The organism is Mycolicibacterium austroafricanum (assembly GCF_902705885.1).
Classification (GTDB): Bacteria; Actinomycetota; Actinomycetes; order Mycobacteriales; family Mycobacteriaceae; genus Mycobacterium; species Mycobacterium vanbaalenii_A.
The window spans coordinates 1-19993 of the sequence record NZ_CACSIP010000037.1 but is presented as its reverse complement, the minus strand read 5'-3'; the positions used below and the strand labels follow the sequence as shown (position 1 = coordinate 19993).

At 64.1% G+C, this 19993-nt stretch carries 19 protein-coding genes; 5 read left to right on the top strand and 14 right to left on the bottom strand.

Going from position 1 to position 19993, the window contains the following annotated elements; translation table 11 throughout:
• Window positions 1-4: 4 nt before the first annotated feature.
• From BEMPMBAN_RS22970 to BEMPMBAN_RS22950, 5 genes are read right to left on the bottom strand one after another with little or no spacing between them, the layout of a single operon-like run.
• On the bottom strand, window positions 5-1018 hold the full coding sequence (locus BEMPMBAN_RS22970) for an alpha-ketoacid dehydrogenase subunit beta (protein WP_425295004.1): 1014 nt from the start codon (window positions 1016-1018) through the stop codon (window positions 5-7).
• On the bottom strand, window positions 1011-2015 hold the full coding sequence (locus BEMPMBAN_RS22965) for a thiamine pyrophosphate-dependent dehydrogenase E1 component subunit alpha (protein WP_234897652.1): 1005 nt from the start codon (window positions 2013-2015) through the stop codon (window positions 1011-1013). The genes BEMPMBAN_RS22970 and BEMPMBAN_RS22965 overlap by 8 nt, the downstream gene beginning before the upstream one ends.
• The gene (locus BEMPMBAN_RS22960) at window positions 2012-3457 is read right to left on the bottom strand and encodes an FAD-dependent oxidoreductase (RefSeq protein WP_159233573.1); all 1446 of its coding nucleotides are present in this window, start codon (window positions 3455-3457) and stop codon (window positions 2012-2014) included. The genes BEMPMBAN_RS22965 and BEMPMBAN_RS22960 overlap by 4 nt, the downstream gene beginning before the upstream one ends.
• Window positions 3458-3461: 4 nt before the next feature.
• Window positions 3462-3890, bottom strand: coding sequence for a hypothetical protein (locus BEMPMBAN_RS22955; protein WP_159233572.1), 429 nt, complete (start codon window positions 3888-3890; stop codon window positions 3462-3464).
• 51 nt (window positions 3891-3941) lie between these two features.
• On the bottom strand, window positions 3942-4517 hold the full coding sequence (locus tag BEMPMBAN_RS22950; protein WP_159233571.1) for a histidine phosphatase family protein: 576 nt from the start codon (window positions 4515-4517) through the stop codon (window positions 3942-3944).
• 117 nt (window positions 4518-4634) lie between these two features.
• On the opposite strand from BEMPMBAN_RS22950, the gene BEMPMBAN_RS22945 reads away from it, so the two are divergent.
• The 4 genes from BEMPMBAN_RS22945 to BEMPMBAN_RS22930 are packed head-to-tail and all read left to right on the top strand — an operon-like array spanning window position 4635 to window position 8984.
• Window positions 4635-5243 carry a winged helix DNA-binding protein gene (locus BEMPMBAN_RS22945; protein WP_159233570.1) on the top strand — a complete coding sequence of 203 codons (609 nt, stop codon included), beginning with the start codon at window positions 4635-4637 and terminating at the stop codon, window positions 5241-5243.
• Between the two features lie 14 nt (window positions 5244-5257).
• On the top strand, window positions 5258-6691 hold the full coding sequence (locus BEMPMBAN_RS22940) for a pyruvate, phosphate dikinase (protein ID WP_159233569.1): 1434 nt from the start codon (window positions 5258-5260) through the stop codon (window positions 6689-6691).
• On the top strand, window positions 6688-8229 hold the full coding sequence (locus BEMPMBAN_RS22935) for an AMP-binding protein (RefSeq protein WP_159233568.1): 1542 nt from the start codon (window positions 6688-6690) through the stop codon (window positions 8227-8229). Before BEMPMBAN_RS22940 ends, BEMPMBAN_RS22935 begins: the two co-directional genes overlap by 4 nt.
• Complete coding sequence (locus tag BEMPMBAN_RS22930) at window positions 8226-8984, top strand: SDR family NAD(P)-dependent oxidoreductase (protein ID WP_159233567.1); 759 nt, start codon at window positions 8226-8228, stop codon at window positions 8982-8984. The genes BEMPMBAN_RS22935 and BEMPMBAN_RS22930 overlap by 4 nt, the downstream gene beginning before the upstream one ends.
• A gap of 200 nt (window positions 8985-9184) precedes the next feature.
• Here the strand turns inward: BEMPMBAN_RS22930 and BEMPMBAN_RS22925 are convergent, their stop codons facing one another.
• Entirely contained in the window at window positions 9185-10807 is a 1623-nt protein-coding gene (locus tag BEMPMBAN_RS22925; protein ID WP_234897651.1) for a PEP-utilizing enzyme, read from the bottom strand.
• A gap of 390 nt (window positions 10808-11197) precedes the next feature.
• Between BEMPMBAN_RS22925 and BEMPMBAN_RS22920 the strand changes: the two genes are divergently transcribed.
• The gene (locus tag BEMPMBAN_RS22920) at window positions 11198-11713 is read left to right on the top strand and encodes a MarR family winged helix-turn-helix transcriptional regulator (protein ID WP_159233566.1); all 516 of its coding nucleotides are present in this window, start codon (window positions 11198-11200) and stop codon (window positions 11711-11713) included.
• A gap of 206 nt (window positions 11714-11919) precedes the next feature.
• Here BEMPMBAN_RS22920 and BEMPMBAN_RS22915 read toward each other — a convergent pair whose 3' ends face one another.
• The 8 genes from BEMPMBAN_RS22915 to BEMPMBAN_RS22880 are packed head-to-tail and all read right to left on the bottom strand — an operon-like array spanning window position 11920 to window position 19916.
• Window positions 11920-12414, bottom strand: coding sequence for a CAP domain-containing protein (locus BEMPMBAN_RS22915; RefSeq protein ID WP_159233565.1), 495 nt, complete (start codon window positions 12412-12414; stop codon window positions 11920-11922).
• 23 nt (window positions 12415-12437) lie between these two features.
• Complete coding sequence (locus BEMPMBAN_RS22910) at window positions 12438-13031, bottom strand: hypothetical protein (protein ID WP_159233564.1); 594 nt, start codon at window positions 13029-13031, stop codon at window positions 12438-12440.
• Between the two features lie 33 nt (window positions 13032-13064).
• Window positions 13065-13622: an Rv1363c family protein gene (locus tag BEMPMBAN_RS22905; RefSeq protein ID WP_234897650.1), complete on the bottom strand. Its 558-nt coding sequence runs from the start codon at window positions 13620-13622 to the stop codon at window positions 13065-13067.
• A complete protein-coding gene (locus BEMPMBAN_RS22900; RefSeq protein WP_159233563.1) occupies window positions 13589-15058 on the bottom strand; it encodes an MCE family protein in 1470 nt (489 codons plus the stop codon). The genes BEMPMBAN_RS22905 and BEMPMBAN_RS22900 overlap by 34 nt, the downstream gene beginning before the upstream one ends.
• Window position 15059: 1 nt before the next feature.
• Window positions 15060-16145 (bottom strand): MCE family protein, encoded by a 1086-nt coding sequence (locus tag BEMPMBAN_RS22895; RefSeq protein ID WP_159233562.1) that lies wholly within the window; start codon window positions 16143-16145, stop codon window positions 15060-15062.
• A 38-nt stretch (window positions 16146-16183) separates the two neighbouring features.
• On the bottom strand, window positions 16184-17530 hold the full coding sequence (locus BEMPMBAN_RS22890; RefSeq protein ID WP_159233561.1) for an MCE family protein: 1347 nt from the start codon (window positions 17528-17530) through the stop codon (window positions 16184-16186).
• Entirely contained in the window at window positions 17527-18891 is a 1365-nt protein-coding gene (locus BEMPMBAN_RS22885) for an MCE family protein (protein WP_159233560.1), read from the bottom strand. The genes BEMPMBAN_RS22890 and BEMPMBAN_RS22885 overlap by 4 nt, the downstream gene beginning before the upstream one ends.
• Window positions 18888-19916 carry an MCE family protein gene (locus tag BEMPMBAN_RS22880; protein WP_234897649.1) on the bottom strand — a complete coding sequence of 343 codons (1029 nt, stop codon included), beginning with the start codon at window positions 19914-19916 and terminating at the stop codon, window positions 18888-18890. The genes BEMPMBAN_RS22885 and BEMPMBAN_RS22880 overlap by 4 nt, the downstream gene beginning before the upstream one ends.
• Window positions 19917-19993 lie beyond the last annotated feature (77 nt).

Here is a 19993-nt window from a genome sequence, read left to right as displayed (position 1 = left end):
CTCTTCAAGTATCCGGAATCATCGACCTGACCTTTTCGACGATGCGGTCCACAGTCGGATAACCCGAGAGCGACTTCGAGAACGGCACCGGGGTGTACGCCGAACCGACCCGAAGCACGGGAGCGAGCAATTCGCCGAACAGGCGCTCGTTAAGGCGCGCCGCGATCTCCGCACCGGGCCCGACGAACTCGGTGGCCTCGTGAACCACGACGGCGCGGCGGGTGCGCTCGATCGACGCCTCGATCGCGGCCAAGTCCAGCGGGACGAGGGTTCGCAGGTCGATGACCTCGGCCTCGATGCCGACCTCGGCAAGCGCCTCGGCGGCGTGAAGGCATACCGACACCTGCGTCCCGTACGTGATCAGCGTGACGTGGTGGCCGGCGCGAAGGGTGCGGGCCCTGCCGAACGGTATCGCGTGCCTGCCCGCTGGGACCTCCTCCTTGGTGCTGTACAGGAGCCCGGAATGCTGTATCAGGAGGCTGGGATCGGGCGCTTCGAGGGCGGTCGTCAACAGTCCCTTTGCGTCCGCCGGGCTCGAGGGGTACAGCACGTTGATCCCCGGCGTGTGCATGAACCACGCCTCCAGCGATTGCGCGTGCTGTGCGCCGAAGTGACTGCTGCCGATGGTCGTCGTCACGACGATGGGGGACGGTGTCGTGCCACCCGTCATGTACCGGAACTTCGCGGCGTGGTTGACGATCTGATCCATGGCGAGAGTGATGAAGTCGAAGAACATGATCTCGGCGACGGGACGGTAGCCGCCGAGCGCCAGCCCGACCGCGGCTCCGGCGATCGCCTGTTCGGATATCGGCGTTGCCCTGACTCGGTGCTCGCCGAATTTCGTGGACAAGCCCTTGCTGGTCTTGAACACACCGCCGATCGGGTCGGCGACGTCTTCGCCGAGAACCACGATCTTGTCGTTGCCCTCCATCGCGACGTGAAACCCGGAGTTCAGGGCCGCGGCCATCGTCATGGTCTCGAAGCTAACCGGTTCGTCGGTGTTCGCGCGCTCAGTCATGATGCAGACTCCTCACCCATGTGTCATCGGCGAACACGTCGGTGTACAGGTCGGACGTCGCGGGCAGCTCGCACGCCGCGGCGTAGGAGAAGGCGTCCTCTACGACGTCGCGGGCACGCGTCTCGATCCTCACCACCTGCTCCTCTGTGAGGTGGCCGTGTTCTATCAGCCACGCGCGGAAGGTCGGAGCGGGATCGCGTTCCATGGCGCTCTTGAGCTCCCCTTCCGGCACGTAGCTGAAGTCGGCCGTGCCGGTGTGCCCGGTCAGGCGGTAGTGAATGAACTCGAGGAACGTCGGACCGTCGGCCGCGCGTGCTCGCGCCACGGCTTCGGTGAGTGCAGCGTGCGCCGCCATCGGATCGAAGCCGTCAACTTTCTGCGCGCGAATGGAATACGCGGCCGCGCGTGCAGCCAAATCGGTGTTGGCGGCGTACGACGCCAAGGGCGTGTGCTCGCCCCACTGGTTGTTCTGGCAGACGAAGACCAGCGGCAGCTTCCATAGGCCGGCGAAGTTCATCGCCTCGTGGAAGGCACCGATAGACGTAGCGCCGTCACCGAACGTCACGACCGTGGCTCCGCCCGCGTCGTCGAGTTGGGCGGCCATTGCCAACCCGGCCGCTATAGGGAGGCCAGAACCGACGATTCCAGTGGTCGCCGTGAACCCGATGGCGGGATCCTGCAGGTGCATAGGACCGCCTTTGCCCCTCGACAGGCCGGCCCGACGGCCGTACATCTCGGCCATGATGGCGCGCAACGGTGTGCCCTTGGCAAGGGCATCACCGAGATTGCGGTACGTCGATACCAGTCGGTCGCGAGGGGTGAGCACCTCGCCGAGAGCGGCGCACACCGCCTCCATGCCCCGCACCGGATAGAAGGCTGCCTGCAGCCGCCCAGCTTTGGATTCGGCGACCGACTTCTGGTCGGCCAACGCCGTGGTCAGCATGAGCGAATACATTCGGCTCAGCGACTCGGCATCGACGACGGTTGCCTCGCTCAAGTCCGCACCTCCTGGCTTCGGCGCATGTTCGTTGACCTACGCGCTGCCTCGTCACCGGCGATACGGCCGAAGCCACAGGCGTTCGCCAGTGAATTGCCGCTTCCGATATAGGTTTTGATGATTCCGCCCGTGCATTCTCCGGCGGCATACAATCCGGCGATCGGCTGACCGTCGGCGCCGACGACCCGCGCTCGGTCATCGATGCGGAGGCCACATGCGGTGAGATTCACGGTGAGTGCACGAACCTCCACCGCGTAGTACGGCGCGGTGGTCAACGGCAGCAGGAACTTGCCGGCTTTGCCGTGGTCGTCGTCGGAGCCAGCCGATGCGAAGCCGTTGTAGCGTCCGATCTCGCCGGCCAGCACGCCCTCCGTCATACCAATCGCCCGCTCGAGCCCCCCGACGGTGTCCGCTCGATGCACCTTCCGACCGCCCTCCGCGAGATGGGCGTCAATGACGTCGGCGTTGTAGTTCTTCGTGCGGAAGGGGGGATGGTTGGGCCAGACCTGTTTGTAGGAATCGCGGTAGCGGCTCGTGAGCTCGGCAGGCGGTCGCAACGCGGCGTCGTCGAAGACCACGTATCCGCGATCCCCGTGCGCACGTAGCACCTGGTCCATCAGCCCATAGGGGGCCGTCTCGTCGACCATTCGCCGACCGTCCGTTCCCACCAGAACCGCCCACCCCGGCAGGAACGCCTCGTTGAGCCGGGCGAGCCCGGGGTCAAGTGTTCGCAGCCCGCGATCGAAGCCGGTGACCTGGGCTCCGATCGCGTCGGCGAAGCCGAAGTGGTCGCCGCGCGAGGAGTCCGCGCCGATGTACCAGCTCCAGCCGGGTTCGTACGCTGAGGGGAAGTACTTCGCGAGCAGGTCGTCGTTCGCGCCGAACCCACCCGTGGCGACGATGACGGCCGCCGCCGTCAGCGTCTCCAGTCCTGCCTGGACACCAACCACGCCGCCGTGGTCGCCCTGCACGAGCCGCTCGACCCGCTGGCCGAGTGCGAACTCGACGCCTGCGGACCGGGCGGCGGACTGCAGTGCGCCGATCAAGGCTTGGCCACCGCCGTCGACACAGTGCGAACGCGCCTTGCGCTCGTCGCCGCCGAAGATGAGTCGATCGAAGAAGGGCACGTCGTGAGCGGCGAGCCAGTCGATGGTCTCTCCGGTGCGCAGCGCCCAACGTTCGACCGGTCCCCTGGCCACGTCCCAGCCGTTCAGGGACAGGTACTCGTGGACGAGGTCCACGGGATTGTCCTCGATTCCGGCGGCGCGCTGCAACGAGCTTCCGCTGCCCATGATCACGCCACCCGACAGGCGGCTGGATCCGCCGACAACGGCTTCGGCGTCCACGACCAGAACCGAAGCCGCGCCGGCCTCGACGGCGGTCACCGCCGCACACAGTCCCGCAGCTCCCGATCCGATGACGATCACCTCGAAGTCGGTCATCGAGTCACATTCCTTCCACAGTGGCCGGCGTGCGATCGCCGGTGGTTAGGTGCATGGTGTCGTTGAGGCACAGCACGCTGCGCGCGCCCGAGCGGCTGGCCCGGACAATGGTCAACGAAAGCTGTCGCGGGAGTGGTAGGGCCCTCTCGGGCACGTCCAACACGTCAGCCACCAATTCGCGCACCGAGCCGGCGTCGCAGAGCACCGCCACGTTCGTCCCCGCCCGATTGCGGATGAGGCTGTCGAAGTCGATCACGGGCACGGTGCAGGCCTTGATGCCGAGTCGGTCGGCGACCAGATGTGCTTCGCGAGAGTTCGACTCGATCGACACCGCCTCCGCGCAACGCCGTGCGGCCAACCTGTCCGTGACGCCCTCCATTTCACGGCGCGGCGGAACCCGACGCCCGTCGATGCTCACGACAGCCAACTCCACGGTGCTCCTTCAGACGCGTACCCCAACGCAGATACTCTATTACTGAACTATTTATCTGTCGAGATCGACCGGAGCCGTCTCGTTGAGACTCTGCAGTCGCCACCGGCCGCCGTCGAGGTCATATCGGTGCAGTGACGCGTACGACGGGTCCATGACCTGGATGCGTTCCGGTGTTCCGAGTACCTGGCAAGTCCAGGCATTGATCACCCCGCCGTGGCAGACCGCGAGCACGCGTTCGCCGGGATGGTGCTGCGCCAGTCGGTCGATTGTGTTCCGGATGCGGGCATGGAACGCCTCCGCTGTCAGGCCCCACGGCGAGAGGTCACCCGCGTCGTAGTGCCGCCACACGGACGCCTGCCCGTCGTCGTAGTGCACGTACGGCGTGCCGTGATCGAACTCCACGAGGCCGTCGTTCTCGATCGGCGCAAGGCCGAGGGCATCGCCGATGACCTGTGCCGTTTCGCGGGCGCGCCGCTGCGGGCTGCAGTACAGGCGATCGACGCCTCTTGCGAGGACGAATGGGGCGGTTCGTCGAGCCTGCGCCCAGCCGCCGTCGGCCAGGCCGGGATCCAGCGCATCGAGATCGCCACGTATGGGTTCGCCGTGGCGCATCAAGGTCAGGTGCACCCGTCCACATCCTCACTAGAGTTGTGACCCGTCTCTCAAGTAGACTACTTTAGTCTACTACTGAATCATCGGACACTAGATTAATGTTGCGCAGCGTGCCAACTGAAGGAAACCGACGTGACTACTGAACTCGCCGTTCTGCAGGCCGCTCGATTGAAAGGGCGGCTTTCGCCCGAACTCGCCGCGGCGTCCGCCGGTGTCGACCTCGCCAACGCGACGGAGACCTTGTCGGCCTTGCGAGATGCCGGCCTGGTCAAAGGTGAGCCCTCGGTGCGGCTGACACCCGAGGGCCGACAACGCCTTGCCGAGCTCGTCGAGGCGGAACGAGCCAAGGTTGATAAAAAGGCTCTCACGGTCCTCTATGACGAGTTCGACCACCACAACACCGACCTCAAGCAGATCATCAGTGACTGGCAGCTCAGAGACGGCGAACCGAACGCCCACGCCGACGAGCAGTACGACCAAGCGGTCTTGGATCGTCTTGCGACGCTCGACTCAGGCTTTCAGGGTTTGGTTGCGCGAATCGCCGACATGGCGCCGAGACTCCACACCTTTCAGGCGCGTTTCACGAACGCGCTCAACCGAATTCAAGCCGGTGACGTCAGCTTTGTAGCGCGCCCCATCACCGACAGCTATCACACCGTTTGGTTCGAGTTCCACGAGGAGCTCATCGGCCTGCTCGGCCTGAGCCGAGAGCAAGAGGCGGCCGCCGGCCGCGCCGTTTGAAGAAAGCTGACGCAATGACCCTGATCTGGCTGGGAGATGCCGCCGACCTCGATCCCGCCCTCGTGGGAGGAAAGGCCCGCAGCATCAACAGGATGCTCTCCCTCGGGATGCCAGTGCCACCGGCGTTCGTGTTATCCACGCAGTACTGCCCCTCGGTCAACGCCAACGACGGGAAACTCACCGACGACGCGCTGGCATCACTCCGTGACGGCCTGCACCGGCTCGAGCGGGACACACAGCGCCGGCTGGGCGATGCGCGGCGCCCGCTGCTGGTGTCGGTCCGATCGGGTGGAGCGATCAGTATGCCCGGAATGATGGACACGGTGCTCAACCTCGGTATCACTGACACGGTCGAGAATCGGTTGGCCGAACTCACCGGGGACCCGGCGTTTGCAGCGGACACCCATCGCCGTTTCGCGGAGCAGTTCGAACGCGTGGTCGGAGCGCCCCCCACAGGCGACCCGTGGAAGGACCTGGCTCTCGCCGCCGAGGCGGTGTTCGCCTCGTGGGACTCGTCCCGAGCGAAGTCGTACCGCACCCACCACGGCATCAGCCACGAGGGCGGCACCGCGGTCACTGTGCAGGCCATGGTGTTCGGCAACTTCGACGATGCGTCGGGTACGGGCGTGCTGTTCACCCGCAATCCCCTGACGGGGGAGCCCGATCCGTACGGCGAGTGGCTGCCGCGTGGACAGGGCGAGGATGTGGTGTCGGGACGGTTCGACGCACTGCGCCTCACCGAGCTGGAGCGCCAACTCCCCGACGTTCACAACCAACTTCTCAGCGCTGCAACAACTCTCGAGCAGTACGGACGCAACGCACAGGACATCGAGTTCACCGTGGAAGCAGGCAAGCTATGGCTGCTGCAGACCCGAGCCGCCAAGCGATCCCCACAAGCCGCCGTGCGCATCGCCGTGCGGCTAGCGGAGGAGGGCGTGATCGACCGCGCCGAAGCCGTGGCGATGGTGACACCGTCGCAGCTCATGGCCGCAACTGCACCGCATGTGGACCCCGTCGCCAAGCTGGATGCAACGATTCTGGCCGCGGGGCTGCCTGCGTGTCCCGGCGTGGCGACCGGCAGGGTGGTCGGCGACTGCGAGGAAGCCGAGGATTTCAGCGACGACGGGGTGGACGTGGTGTTGGCCCGACCGACGACTGATCCTGACGATGTCAGCGGCATGGTGGTGGCCGTAGCCGTCATCACCGAGATCGGCGGTTCGACGAGCCACGCAGCGGTGGTCAGCCGGGAGCTGGGCAAGCCGTGCGTGGTCGGCTGCGGCCAGGGCACGTTGACCGACCTGCTGGGACGCACGGTTACGGTAGACGGTACGAGTGGTGAGATCTTCGACGGCGTGCTACCGCTCGCCGACTCACACAGCCCCGAGCGCGACGCCGCTCAGACCCTCCGCGAATGGGCCAAGGATGCGACCAACCGGGTGAGGCAATGACATTCGCGGCTCAGATCGCGCGCGAACGTCGCACCGAGATCGCCGTCCGCGACCGGACGCGATCACTGAGCTGGGCTGAAGCCGACGACCATCTCCGCCGCACCACTCGCGCATTGCAAAAGGCGGACCTTGGCGAGCGGAAGCGCGTGGCCGTACTCGCGGGCAACTCCGTCGACACGCTCCTGGCGTACGTCGCCTGCACCCTCGCGGGCGCATCGGCGGTTGCAGTGAACTCGCACCTCACAGCGTCCGAAACCGCCTACATCCTCCGTGATTCCGGCGCCGCGCTGGTGTTCTGCGACACCGCCACCGCGCACGTCGCGGCGGAGGCCGCCGAACTCTCAAGCATCGACGCCGTCATCTGTTGGGGTGAGGGTTCGGTACCGGGACGAGTGACCAGGTGGTCGGACTGGGCCGATGACCTCACCGAGCCCCGCACGGATGTGACGCCGAGGCGCACCGTGGTCTACACCTCGGGCACCACGGGTCGGCCCAAAGGAGTGGAACTACCCCTGACCTCCTGGGTCGGCGGCGAAGACATCGCCGCCCATCTGGCTGGCTTGGCGCGCAACCGCATGGTCGACTACGGTCGCCATCTCATCGTCGGTCCCATGTATCACTCGGGTCCACTGAGCGGCACGAGACTGTTCGCGGCCGGCGTCCCCGTGACCGTGGTGAAAAAATTCGATGTCGACGAGATTCTGGCCGCGATCGAACGCGACCGGATCGGCTCGACCATCATGGTGCCCACGCACTTTCAGCGTCTGTTGGCCGCTCCCGAAGAACACCGCAGTGCGACGGACACCTCATCGTTGCGGTACGTGCTTCAGGTCGGCGCGAAGTGCCCGGTCGCCGTGAAGCAGGCGATGATCGACTGGCTGGGACCCATCGTCTGGGAGAGTTACGGCGCAAGTGAGGTCGGCACCACGTGCATCATCAGCGCCGAGGAGTGGCTGCAGAGGCCAGGGTCCGTCGGTCGCGCGGTCGCACCATTCGCCGCGTACATCCGCGGCGATGACGGCCTCCCGCTACCACCGAACACCGAAGGGCCGCTGTGGTTCCGCGATACGACGGGGCACGGCGTCAACTACCTGTCCGGCGCCGGTAGCGGATCCGATTTCACTCTCGGCGAGATCGGTCGCATGGACGAGGACGGGTACGTCTGGATCACCGACCGGTTATCCGACATGGTGGTATCGGGAGGTGTGAACATCTACCCGGCCGAGGTCGAGCAGGCCCTGCTACGGCACCCTGATATCGCCGACATCGCCTGCGTCGGTGTTCCTCACGACGAGATGGGCGAACAGTTGGTCGCTCTGGTCGTTCCGGCGGCCGATCGACAACCTTCGTACGCCGATCTCGTCGATTTCGCCCGAACGCTGTTGGCCGGGTACAAGCTTCCCAGATTGATATATCTCATTCAAAGCTTGCCGCACACGGCCGTTGGCAAGGTGGACAAGCGCGAGCTCCGACGGCTCCTCGCGATCTCTGCCGCTGAGCTCTCGCCTCTAACCAAGAAAGTGGGTGCGACACGATGACGACGCACGGACGGACAGCAGTAGTGACCGGCGCCGGGCGTGGTATCGGTGCTGCCATCGCCAGGAGACTGGCCAGCGATGGATTTCACGTCGTTGCAGTTGATCTCGACGGCGAGCTGGCCGAACAGACCGCTCAGGCGGTGGCTGGAACGTCGGCCCAACTCGACGTCACCGACAAGGACGCCGCGGTCGCGTTCGCGTCGACGTTGTTCCGGGTAGATGCGCTGGTGAACAACGCGGGGATCTTTCCGCCTGCGCCGATCGCCGATGTGGACCCCGCCCAGTTCCGAAAGGTGATGGACGTCAACGTATTGGGCCCGTTGATCATGACCCAGGCGTTGCTACCGTTACTCACCGAGGCCGCCGGCGCAGCCATCGTGAACATCGCGTCGATCGCCGCCAAGTTGGTCACCCCTGGCACTGCGGCGTACTCGCCGTCGAAGTCCGCGGTGGTATCGCTGACCAAGTTGTGTGCAGTGGAGCTCGCGAACCGCGGAATACGGGTGAACGCGATCGCCCCCGGTGGAGTACGCACCGAGGGTACGGCGACGGTGTCGACCGATGTCGAGCGGGAGGCGCGTTTCAACGCCCTCGTCCCCGCCGGACGACGTGCAGCCCCCGACGACATCGCGGATGCGGTGCCCTTCTTCCTGAGCAGCGATTCCCGCTACGTGACAGGCCAAGTGCTCTACGTCGACGGTGGATTGAGCGAGGCCACGATCAACTACCTTCGCGCGGCCCAGAGCGCCCATTGACCCCCGGGCAGCGAGTCTGAGCCCGGCCGGAAGGGACGATGGACACACGGCTGGTCGGCTGCGGAATCCGGAGGAGTTCGTCGCTTGATGCGCCGTGAACGCATCGAGGTATCCGGTGGTGCGTTGCTGTGACTGGACCCGCGGGCCCGTCGGGCACACGTCAACTCTCTCCCCCGCCAGGTAAGTAGCGCGGCGTTGACTTAGACCGCAGCTGGCCGCTCCGCAGTGTCGGCAGCCCGATGCAGCACCCGCACCAGATTGTTGCCGCCGTCGACCAGAATTCGATCGCCCTCGTGCACAGTGCGGGTGCCCTTTTCCGTGCCGATCACATAGGGAATCCCCAACTCTCGCGCGACAACCGCGCCGTGGCTTGCGGATCCGCCGATGTCGATCACCAACGCCTCGGCGAGCGTCATCAGCGGCGCCCAGCTGGGATCGGTGAAACGACACACCAGGATGTCACCCTCCTCGAGCTCAACGTCCTCAGCGGGATCGAGCACCAGTCGCGCCCGTCCCTCGACGGCGGCACCACCGCTGGCGGCACCGCTGAACTCGATACCGACCCCGGACTGCTCGGACTCCCGCTCAACGGGGATCGGCATACCGGTGAACGCCAGCGGCAACACCATCGCCTTGTACTCGGCGCGATTGGCCCGACGGACCTCGACGATCTCGCGCGGATTGGGCACTGCACCCCGTACGAGCGCCTGGCATTCTTCGATGGTGAACATGAACACGTCGTCGACGCTGTGGAGCACACCGTTCTCGACCAATTGCGCTCCGACCTCACGGGCAGCGTGGCGCGTCAAGTCCAAGGCCATCAGATAGCCGGCTTTACCGATCTGGAGGGTCCTGACGATGTTTCGCATGCGCGCCACCAGCCACCTCACCGCGGGTCGCTGCACAGCCGGTGTCGCGGCGAGCAACCGCTGCTCGGCCCGCAGTCCTGCCGCTTGCGCCTGCGCGGCACGATCAGATGGACGTTCGCCGCGCTGCGCCGTCGCAGCCGCTAGCGCTCGAATCGGAGCGGGGTTCTCCCGCCACACCGTGGTGAATGGGTTACCTTCGTTGGGGCCGTGATAGCCCCAGCTCCGCATGAACAATTCTTCGGTGAGTTGCCCCTGCCCGAGCCGCCAGAGATCGTCTGCCATCCGCGTTTCGTTGACATCGCCTACACCGGAGAGCAATTCAACAGCGAGAGCCTGGCCGCCCGCTTTCTCCGCCACACCGGTCACCGCGCTCTGCCCGCCTTGGAAGATGAAGCGGACAACGCAGTGCACCTTGAAGATCTGCTTGAAGGCCTCTCGTCCCGCGACCAGGCGGTCGATCGGCTGATCGCGCAGTGCGCCCGGCGGCCCGAAGACCGTCGCCGTCCACTTCTTGTAGATCACGTCGTGGCGATCACGCAACCGCTTACCCGTGCGCAGCAACGCATACGGTGCGCGCACGAGTAGCGCGGGCACCCGCGTCAGCGATCCCTTGTACTGCGGCGCATCCGGGCGGACACTGCCCATCAGGTCGCGCTCGAAGTCGTCGCCGTCCACTCCGGGCAGGTCGGCCATGATGCGCCTGATGGCATCGACATTGAGAGCCTGTCTCCCGTAGAAGCACGACAGGCCGCGGTCGTTGACGTCGGGTGACACGGTGACTCGCCGTTTCGGGATGACTCCGAGCGCGTACATCGAATACAGCCAGCCCAACTCGGCGGACTCCTCCCAGACGCTCCAGCACATCGGCGACATCACGTCAGGACACGCCTCGCCGAGGTTGGTCGTCGTCCAGTACCGATCAGGCTCCGAAGTGCCGCGGATCGGGTCTGTCACGGTGGTGTTCAGGGTCGTTCTCCTTCTAGCGGCAGGACGGCGGTCCGCTGAGTGACCGTAGGGCTGGGTTCTGTCCTCGGACACGTACAAACTCTGCGTCCTCGGTCGGCTTGTAGTCGAGCTTCAAGGGGTCGCGATTGAGGACGAGCTTCAGCACGCCCCTGGGTGGCGCCGCTCACCGGCGCTGGTGCCGATCCGGTGAGTGTCATTGCTCGTCCTTCATTCATAGTGACCTGAGCCACATACAAGGAAAGAGGCCCGGTACTAAAAAGTCAAGTACTCATTAGATGAGAATGCGATTAAATAGGACCTGACAGCTGCAAGCGTGACGATCTAGGAAGTTGCGAGGTAAACTTTTGGGCACTAGACAACCAAGCAGGGAGGGCCGTCGTGGCGGTTGCGCCGAAAGCGCCTGACACCATTACTGATCCGGTGGACTGGGCGAAGCACTACTGGGAACAGCAGGAACTCGACGGCGACGAGCATCGCTTTCTGGCCATGACGTCCCTGCTGCGGTACCAGCGGATAGTCACCGATGCCGTGGACACGGAACTTAAGGCCCACGGATTGAACATGACGGACTACCTACTCCTCATGACCCTTCAGCTTTCCGAAACCGGCACCCGGCTGATCTCCAGCCTGGCGCGGAACCTCCTCGTCCACGCTACGACGGCCACCTTGGCGACGGATCGTTTGGAACAGCGGTACATGTTGGCCAGAAGTCCGCACCCCACGGACCGGCGCGCCACGTGTGTCACCATCACCGAACTCGGGCGAGAGACGGCCAACAACGCGACGCGCGCACTCACTGCCATCGACTTCGGGATGACGGGCAGCACCGCCAAGGACGTGGCGCAATTGCGTGCGGCACTGAAGGCGATGCGTCAGTCCGCTGGAGACGCCTAGAATTCAAGTCTGTTGATCGCCAACTGATTGTATTGCGAGCGCAATATGGGCGCGTTGGCGCGCGCAGCGAGGCGGCAGGTTCTCGACCGAAGCCTCCTGCCACAGACTGAGGCAGTTCCGGATGCAATGCGTGGCGCGGAGCCGCCGGCAGCAGCGCAGCCGAAGACGTTAGCGCTCCCAGTTGGGTCGATGCTGCGGACGTTGAGCTACGCCGGCTTGCCGTAGACCGCAACGACGACCGAGCGGTCGAGGCTGTTCTCCGACCACACTCCGATCTGACTATTCGCGCAGTCCGACATGATCGCCATGTACTCGGGCCTGTAGTACCACTGATTCAGGATCTCGATGCCGCTGATTGCCAAGGCGGGATTGATGGCCACCGTCAGCGCGGCGATTCCGCGGAACCCGGCTGCTTCCGCGCGGCTTTGGGCAGTCGATCCGTCAGAGCCCAGATCGCCGGCGAGGGCCCGATTTGTCAGCACATCATTCGTATGCCACTGCGCGGCTAACCTCAGCTGGGGATTGACTTTGATATCGGTGCTACAGCCATGCTGCCGCTGGATGGTGTAGACATTCGCGACCACGCTTTGGTTCAACCGCTTGTTATCCGCCGCCGCGGGAGCGGCAGCCACACTGGAGCTCAGCGTCAACACACCGATCACCACCGGCAGGTAGTGCCCGGGGCTTTGAGTCAGTCGCATTGGTCCTCCATGGTGGGTGCACTCTAGACGGGGTCGAAAGCCGAGATCAGCCATCGACCGCCCATCCGGTCAAGTGAGACTTTGACGCTCGATGCGGTGCTGGTGGGTGCACTATCGCCGACGGTCACCGTCTGATTGATGAACAGCAACACCTGCGCATGGGTCGAACTCACTAGTTCAGCACCGCGGGCGACCACATTGGCAATCGAGGCAATGCGCTGCTCCCTCGCACCCGGTATCACCACGTCGCGGATCAGCGTGTCGTAGCTGTTACGGAAGTCGCCGGTCAATCGATCACGTGCGGCATTCAGATCGTTGTCCACCGTGTCTGGCTTGTACGACAGCAGAGCAACACCACCGTCGGCGGCCGCCTGCACTGCGGCTGCCCTCGCGCTACCCGCGGCGTCAGCCTCGCCCACTTGCCATTTCAAGAATCCGCATACCAGACTCAGCAGCAGAACCAGCGTCGGTAACAGCCCGAACACTAGGATCCGCGCCCCCGCGCATCTTCCCTTCGGGGAAGCGTCCACGGTCGCGTCGTCGGCCGCGCTCGACGTGATGTCGACCTCATCCACGAGGTCCTCGCCCTGACTAACCACCACGGCTTCGCCTTTCACTCTGAGCGTGCAAGCTAGTTAAGAAAAACACTGTCAGGCAACAAATTCCACGTTCCCCACCTTGGCGGTATCCCCGATTCTCTGTACTGTCACCCGCATTCGCCATGCGCGCGGCTGAGGATCCTCGGCGCCCGCGACGGTGGTCTTGACCTGTACCGCAACGACGACCTGTGCGTGATCACCGTCGACGGATTCGAGCCCAGCGGCTGTCACGGTCCCCTCGCTGGTAGACCTAGCCTTTCGGACGGCATCGCGAAACGCGTCGGCTCGCACGCTGAAATCGTCGTAGAAGGTGCCGGTCGAAGAGTCGAGAATGCGTTGAACGTCGCCGTCGACCGAGTTGTAGTCAATCGTGGAAAGATTCGTCGCTGCCTGGCGTCCGACTTGTACGAACATCTCGTCGACGTGTTGCGCGTTGCGCTCGACATCAATCTGATGGACTAAGTAGCTCGCCAGAGCGGCGAGCGCAATAGCCGCCGCCGTCAGGGCGACGGCGGCCAGCCGAACCGTCGTCGCGGATTTCAAGATCGGTTCTTCGGCGACCTCGGCGAGTTGGCCTACGGGTTGTTCGGTATCAGCATCGACTGCCACGTCTGTTCCTTCGGTTGCTGAGCTAGGTCGGATTGTGTGTACACCCGGCCGTCGGCCCCGACATAGGTACCGGTAGCGGGGTCATACGTGGCGACCGCTATTGGGGCCGGTGGTGAACTCGGCGGAGGCGGCGCCGGCACCGCTGCAGCGGCCGGCGCCTCACCCGGAGCCATCTGAGGAATGCCCTGATCGGTGTACGTCGCGTTCGGATCGCCCTTCCAAGCGGTTCCCTGGTTGAGAGGAACGAACTGCTCGTTGCTTTCGCACATCTCAACCGTCGGTGCGCGCTTGCCCGGGAACCTCAGGCAGGGATAGTTGCGTGCTCCGCGCACAGCCACGGGTGAATCCTGGGGGATCCGGCAGTACAGGTCGCCGGCGATGCGGTCGGGTGAGTCCTGAAAGTTCGGGGTCCGCATCTGCTGCGCGGGCAGGAATCCCGTAGTGCAGGGCCGCGGCAGATTCAGGTTCAGGTTGAAGTCCAGATAAGTACCCCGGTAGTCCTGCTTGGTGTTCATGTTCGCGACCACGCCGGCGGAATCGGCGGCGGTTCCAGCCGGCAACAACACCAGTAGCTGCTCGATGGCAGGTTGATACGCCACCGCGACGTCGCCCACGCTGACGAGATTTGCCAGCAGAACAGGCAGCGTCGGTTTGAGCCGCTGCATGAGCTGGCGAGCCTGTTCGGCAGCTCCTGGGCCGTGACTGAGCAACCCAGACAGCGAGTTGTCCGCGTCACGGACCTGTCCAGATACCTCGGCGAGGCTCTGGGCCCACGCCTTGATCGCGTCGGTACTCTCGGCCTGAGTGTCCAAAACCGGTTTCGCGTTGTCGATCAGGCCAGTGAGTGCCTCAAGGTTTTTCGCCGCATCGATCGACAGCGTCGTGCTGCCCCGGACCAGTCTCGCCAAATCGGGACCGAGGCCACCAAAAGCCGCGTAGCTCTCGTCGACGACGGTCTGCAAATCGTGTCGCGGAATCGCCTCGAGACCGCGATTGCTCGCGTCGAGCAGCGAGTTGATGTCAGGCGGCACCGTCGTGTCCGCGACGGCGATGACGTCGCCGTCCTTCAGCGGCGCCGCTGTTCCGTTTCGCGGCAGCAGCGCGATGTACTGCTCACCGATCGCCGACTGACTGTGCACTTCCGCGACGAGGTCCGAAGGGATCGACACATCTGAATCCAGCGACAGCACAGCCTCGGCGCCGTTATCGGTCAGTCCGACAGACTTGATTCGGCCGACCTCCGTTCCGCGATACGTCACGTTCCCGTCCGGATACAGACCACCGGTCTTGTCCAGTTCCACCGTGACCGTGTAATGCCCGATGCCCAACAACAATTCGGGAAGCCTGATGATGTTCGTGACAACGATGAAACCCGTCATCGCGGTGATCATCGCCACCAAAGCCAACTGCCACTTGATCTTGCGAGTCAGGTGCATGTCAGCGTCCCTGATCGAAGTGGTACGGCGCCGTCAGCGGATTCGCGGCGGTGTACGGACTCGGCATCTGCCCGATGGTGCGCCCCCACTGGATCTCCAGTTCGGTCAGATCGCCCTCCCAGCGGGTACCGGTGAAAAAGCCCGAATCGATCCGGCTCAAGGTGAGGTCTATGATCGCGGTGAGGTTGGCGTAGTCGCCGCGGATCCAGTTCGCAATCGTCCCCTTAGGCCACGGGTAGGTACTCAGATAGCCCAGAGAGCGCGTGAGGGCGGGTCCAGCGTCAGCAAGCGACTTCAGCACCGGTGCGAGGTCCTTGAGCTCCTGAACCAACGACTCCTTGGTCTGGTTCGAAATGTCCGCCGCCAGGGCGCTGAACTTGCCGAATGAGTCGAGCGCAGTGACGAGATTCCCCCGCTGCTCGGCTACGACGGCGAGCGCATCGGGGATCGTCCGGAAAGCTCGATCCAGGACGGGCTCGTCCTCGGCGAACTGCCGCACGAGGGCGTTGACGCTCTCGTTCGCCGCGATGATGTCCTCCGTCTGGTCGTTGATACGCGTGACGAAGGTGTCGAGCTGTTCGATCAAGCTGCGCAGGTCGTCTTCCCGTCCCGCGAAGGCGACGCTGAGTTCGCGTGTGATGTCCTGGATCTGGCCCACGCCACCCCCGTTGAGCAACAAGGACAACGCGGAGAGCGTCTGTTCAGTGGTGGGAAAGTATCCAGCGGAGCTCAGTGGTATCAGCGACCCTTCGTGCAGACGACCCTCCGCCGGCACGTCGGCCGGCGGGGTGAGCTCGACGTGCAATGAACCCAGCAGGCTGGTCTGGCCGATGCGCACGGACGCGTTGGCTGGCACAACAACATCGCCGTTGAGGCGCATCGTGACCAGCGCGTGCCATCCCTGGCGCTCGATATTGGTCACCGTCCCCACATTGACGTCACCGACACGCACGCGGGAATTCTCTTGGATGTAAGCCACATCCGGCATCTGGGCCTGGATGGTAAAGGCCCCGTTGCCGCCGCCCTCGGTGCCGGGTAGAGGCAGGGAGTTCAAGCCCTGCCATCCACACCCGGACGCCGTGACCATCACACAGAATGTGAGGACGCTCAACCCGGTATGCCGCGTCACGGCTGCGTACCTCCGGGAATCATCAGGCCGGGCAGGCCGGCAGCGGGGTCATTGGAAACCGGAGTCGGTGGAGTCGGTGCGGCTTCAGCGGGCAGCAGCGGCTCCGTCATGGCGGGACTCCCAGTAGGTGGTGCCTGCGCCGGGGGCGGCGTCTGCGGCGGCGCGGGTGGAACGAAATCGGGACGCATCCAGTCCTCGCTGTAGGTCACTTCGTTCGGTCGAGCTTGAGTTCCCACAATGGGATTCAGTCCGACCGGCAGGAAGTTGTACTGACGGTTCTTGATGATGGGCGCCAGGTATTGAGCGCACAGCCGCGCCGACTGCTCGGCGCCCTGACGCGACGCCGCCTGAATTGCGCCACACAGGAAGGAAATCGGATTGGCAAAGTTATTGAGCACGAGCGCGCCCGTCTTCGCGCCGGCGGCGGGTTGGTAGATATTCAGGAAATTCTGAAAGGCGTTCGGAGCCACGTGCAGCGTCTGCTTGATGTCGCCGAGACTGTCGGACACAGCAGTCGTGACCGATGCCAGTCGGTCGGTGGTAACACCCACCGCTTCGCGATTGTCTGCGAGGAAGCCCTGTACCTCAGTGACCGCGCCGTTCAGGTCGCTAATCGCACGTCCGACCTCGTCCGGGTCATCGGCGAGCAGCGACGTGACCGCGGCCAGATTGCGGTTGAGCGCGACCATTAGATCGGTGCTGTTGCGCAGTGCACTCACCAGCACCGAGAGGTTCTTGATGGTGGAGAACAAGTCGCCGCTGTGATCGCCCAACGCTGAGAAGGCTTGAGCCAGCTGAACGACCATCTCGTGAATATTCTGGCCTTCACCACGCAGGTTTCCCGCCGAAGTGTTGATGAATGCACCCAGCGTGCTGACACCGCCAGGCTCGGTGGGCTGCAGTGTGTCGGTGAGCTTCTCCAACTGCTCACGCAGGTCGTCCCATTCCATAGGCACAACGGTGCGATCCTGCGGGATCACTGCACCATCGGTCATCGCCGGCCCCGAGGTGTAGGCCGGTGTCAACTGGATGGCACGCGCCGTGACGAGCGCCGGAGACAGAACCGCCGCACTCGCGCCAGCAGGGACCTTGAACTCGTTGTCGACCCAGAACGCGATCTTGACTTTGTCGGGTTGCGCTTCGATCGAATCGATCTCGCCGACTCGCACACCGAGAATCCGCACATCATCCCCGACGAATAGGCCGTTGCTATTGGCGAAGTAGGCCTCGATGTGGGTCCGCGCGACACCGATATGCCCCTGCAGGACAAGGACACTCGCGGCGGCCAACGCCACGATGAGGGTCGCGGCGATTGCGATGCGTGTACCGCGGGGGGTGGTCACGGGTACTCCTCTGCGGGCGTGGTGCCGGAAGCCGGCGCGGGATCATGGGGATCATGTGAATAGATCGGGGCAGGTGTCGGCTCCGGCGAAGGTTGCGGACCAACTGGCTCCGCCGGCGGGCCAGGCGGAGGGCCGCCGGGCGTGGGTGCGGGGGCCGGGTCGCGGTACGGGTAGCACCCCGTGGGACCCGGCAGCGGTACCCCTGGCGGCCCGCACCCCAGGTCACCGGGATTTCCGGTGATGGCGTCGGGCAGGTTCCGTCTCGGCTCACCGCCTTGCCCGGTGCGGGGAAACGGCACCGGAAGTGGTGGCGTCGCCGCCTGACCGACCTCTGGGTCGGTCCGCTCCGACGGCAACAACACGTTGGGGTCGACACCCAGATCGGAGAACGCCGCATCGATGAAGGGTTGCACGAATTGCCCCGGCAGGAGGTTGGCAATATAGGCCTTGAAAAAGGGTCCCGAGGCCACCGATTCTCCGAGCGACATCGCATAGGAGTTCAGGTACTTGATGGACTGCTGCAGACCGGCCCGACGGTTGTCCACGATGGTCAACACGGCGTTCAGCTTGTCCAGCGCCGGGCGCAAGGTGGTCTTGTTGTCGGCAACGAACTCCGAAACCTGCTGCGCAAGAGCGGAAATGTTCCCGGAGAGTTGATCCAGGCTGTTGCTCTGCTCCCGTAGCGCCGCCAGTAGATTGTTCGTGTCGTTGATCAGCGCGACGACCTTGTCGGTGCGTTCCGCGAGCACCGTGGTGGCCTTGTTCGCATTGGCCAGCAGACTTCGCAGTTCGTCGTCGCGTTCGGCGAGCACCTGAGAGAACCGACTCAGGCCGTCCACTGCGGCCTTCAGTTGCGGGGGGGTGTCCTTGAACGTCTCCGATACTGTCGCAAGCGCATCCGAAACACCGGTCGTGTCGAGGTTCTGCACCGTCCTGGACAAGTCGCCGAGTGCATCGGGAAGTTGATAGGGCGGTGTCGTGCGGTCTGCAGGTATCGGTCCGGACAGGTCGCCGTCCCCGCGGGGCATGATCTCAAGCACCTTCGCGCCGAGAAGGCTCTTCGTCTTGATGGCCGCCTCGGTGCGGTCCCCCAGGTGCACGTCTTCATCGAGATCGAAGGTGATCAGAACCTGCGCACCTTCGAGCTTGATATCGGAGACCTTGCCAGATTTGAAGCCAGCCACTTGAACGGCCGCTCCTGTTTGAAGGCCTCCGGCCTCGCTGAAGTAGGCGCTGTGCGACCGCTCGCCCTGGATGAGCGGAATCTTGTCGTATTGCAAGGCCGTCACGGCAATTATCGCGCAGGTGCCGACACCGAAGGCGCCGATCTTGATTGGATTGCGTTCTGCGAAGGACTTCACTTAGGTGCACACCTTCCGGTGTTCTGGCCGGCCACTTTGACGTAGACGGGCTGCCCACCTTTGCCATTGAGTTTCAAAACCGCGTCGCACAAATAGAAGCTGAAGAAGTCCCCGTACATGCCCTGCCTGCTCAGGATCTTGTAGGTCTCGGGCAGCGTGTTCAACAAGTCGTCGAAGTACTCATGGTCGGCGACGATGATCGAAGTGGCTCGGTCTGATTGCGCGACAGCCTCCTTAAGCGGCGGTCGAGCCTGCGCAAGAAGATCGGCGATACTGCCGGCGGCCTCGTCGGAGTACGCGATCGCATTGGTGACGTCACCTCGGCGATCTGCGAGAGTCTCAACCACCTGTGCGATCGAGTCCACTGCTTTGCCGAATTGACCGCTCTGCTCGTTGAGGGATGAAAGCACGGTGTTGAGGTTCGTGATCAGTTCACCGATTAGCTCGTCACGGTCAGCGAGCGTGCTCGTCGCCGTTGCGGCTTGAGCCAGGAAGGAGCTTATGGTGGTGCCTTCACCCTGCAACGCCTGGATCAACTGCGCCGACAGCGCGTTGACCTGGTCGGGGTCGAGCGCCCTGAACAGTGGGCGGAAGCCACCCAGCAAGGTGTCGAGGTCGAGTGAGGGCTCGGTGCGATCGGTTGGAATCATCTCTCCAACCGATAGTTTGGCGAGGCCGCCAGCCCCCTCCCCGAGTGACATGTATCGATCGCCGAGCAGGTTCTCCCATCGAATGCCCGCGCGCGTCCCTTCGGTCAGCACCACCGATTGGTCAGTGGAGAACTCCACCATGGCCGTCGCCTCGGGGGTGACGGAAATGCTTTTCACCTTGCCGACCTCGACACCGGCGATGCGAACGAAGTCGCCTTCCTCGAGGCCCGTTACGTTGGTGAACTCGGCTCGGTACCTAACCTCGCTGTGGAAACGCAACGATGCGAACACCATCATGACCGCAAAGGTTGCTGCAAGGCACACCACGGCAAAGATTCCAAAGCTCACCAGTGCGCCGCGAATGTTGTTTCTCACGGCTGGGNCTCCTGAGCAGTTGCGGGCGGTGCCGGGGCNGNGGGCTGNNNTACACATCTGCCGATGCACACGATACA

What these genes read in the sequence shown, in the direction of transcription:
- BEMPMBAN_RS22940 (WP_159233569.1), top strand. Translation starts at nt 5,258, where the DNA reads ATGACCCTGATCTGGCTGGGAGATGCCGCCGACCTCGATCCCGCCCTC.
- BEMPMBAN_RS22935 (WP_159233568.1), top strand. Translation starts at nt 6,688, where the DNA reads ATGACATTCGCGGCTCAGATCGCGCGCGAACGTCGCACCGAGATCGCC.
- BEMPMBAN_RS22895 (WP_159233562.1), bottom strand. Translation starts at nt 16,145, where the DNA reads ATGGTCACGGCGTCCGGGTGTGGATGGCAGGGCTTGAACTCCCTGCCT.
- BEMPMBAN_RS22960 (WP_159233573.1), bottom strand. Translation starts at nt 3,457, where the DNA reads ATGACCGACTTCGAGGTGATCGTCATCGGATCGGGAGCTGCGGGACTG.
- BEMPMBAN_RS22970 (WP_425295004.1), bottom strand. Translation starts at nt 1,018, where the DNA reads ATGACTGAGCGCGCGAACACCGACGAACCGGTTAGCTTCGAGACCATG.
- BEMPMBAN_RS22915 (WP_159233565.1), bottom strand. Translation starts at nt 12,414, where the DNA reads ATGCGACTGACTCAAAGCCCCGGGCACTACCTGCCGGTGGTGATCGGT.
- BEMPMBAN_RS22930 (WP_159233567.1), top strand. Translation starts at nt 8,226, where the DNA reads ATGACGACGCACGGACGGACAGCAGTAGTGACCGGCGCCGGGCGTGGT.
- BEMPMBAN_RS22900 (WP_159233563.1), bottom strand. Translation starts at nt 15,058, where the DNA reads ATGCACCTGACTCGCAAGATCAAGTGGCAGTTGGCTTTGGTGGCGATG.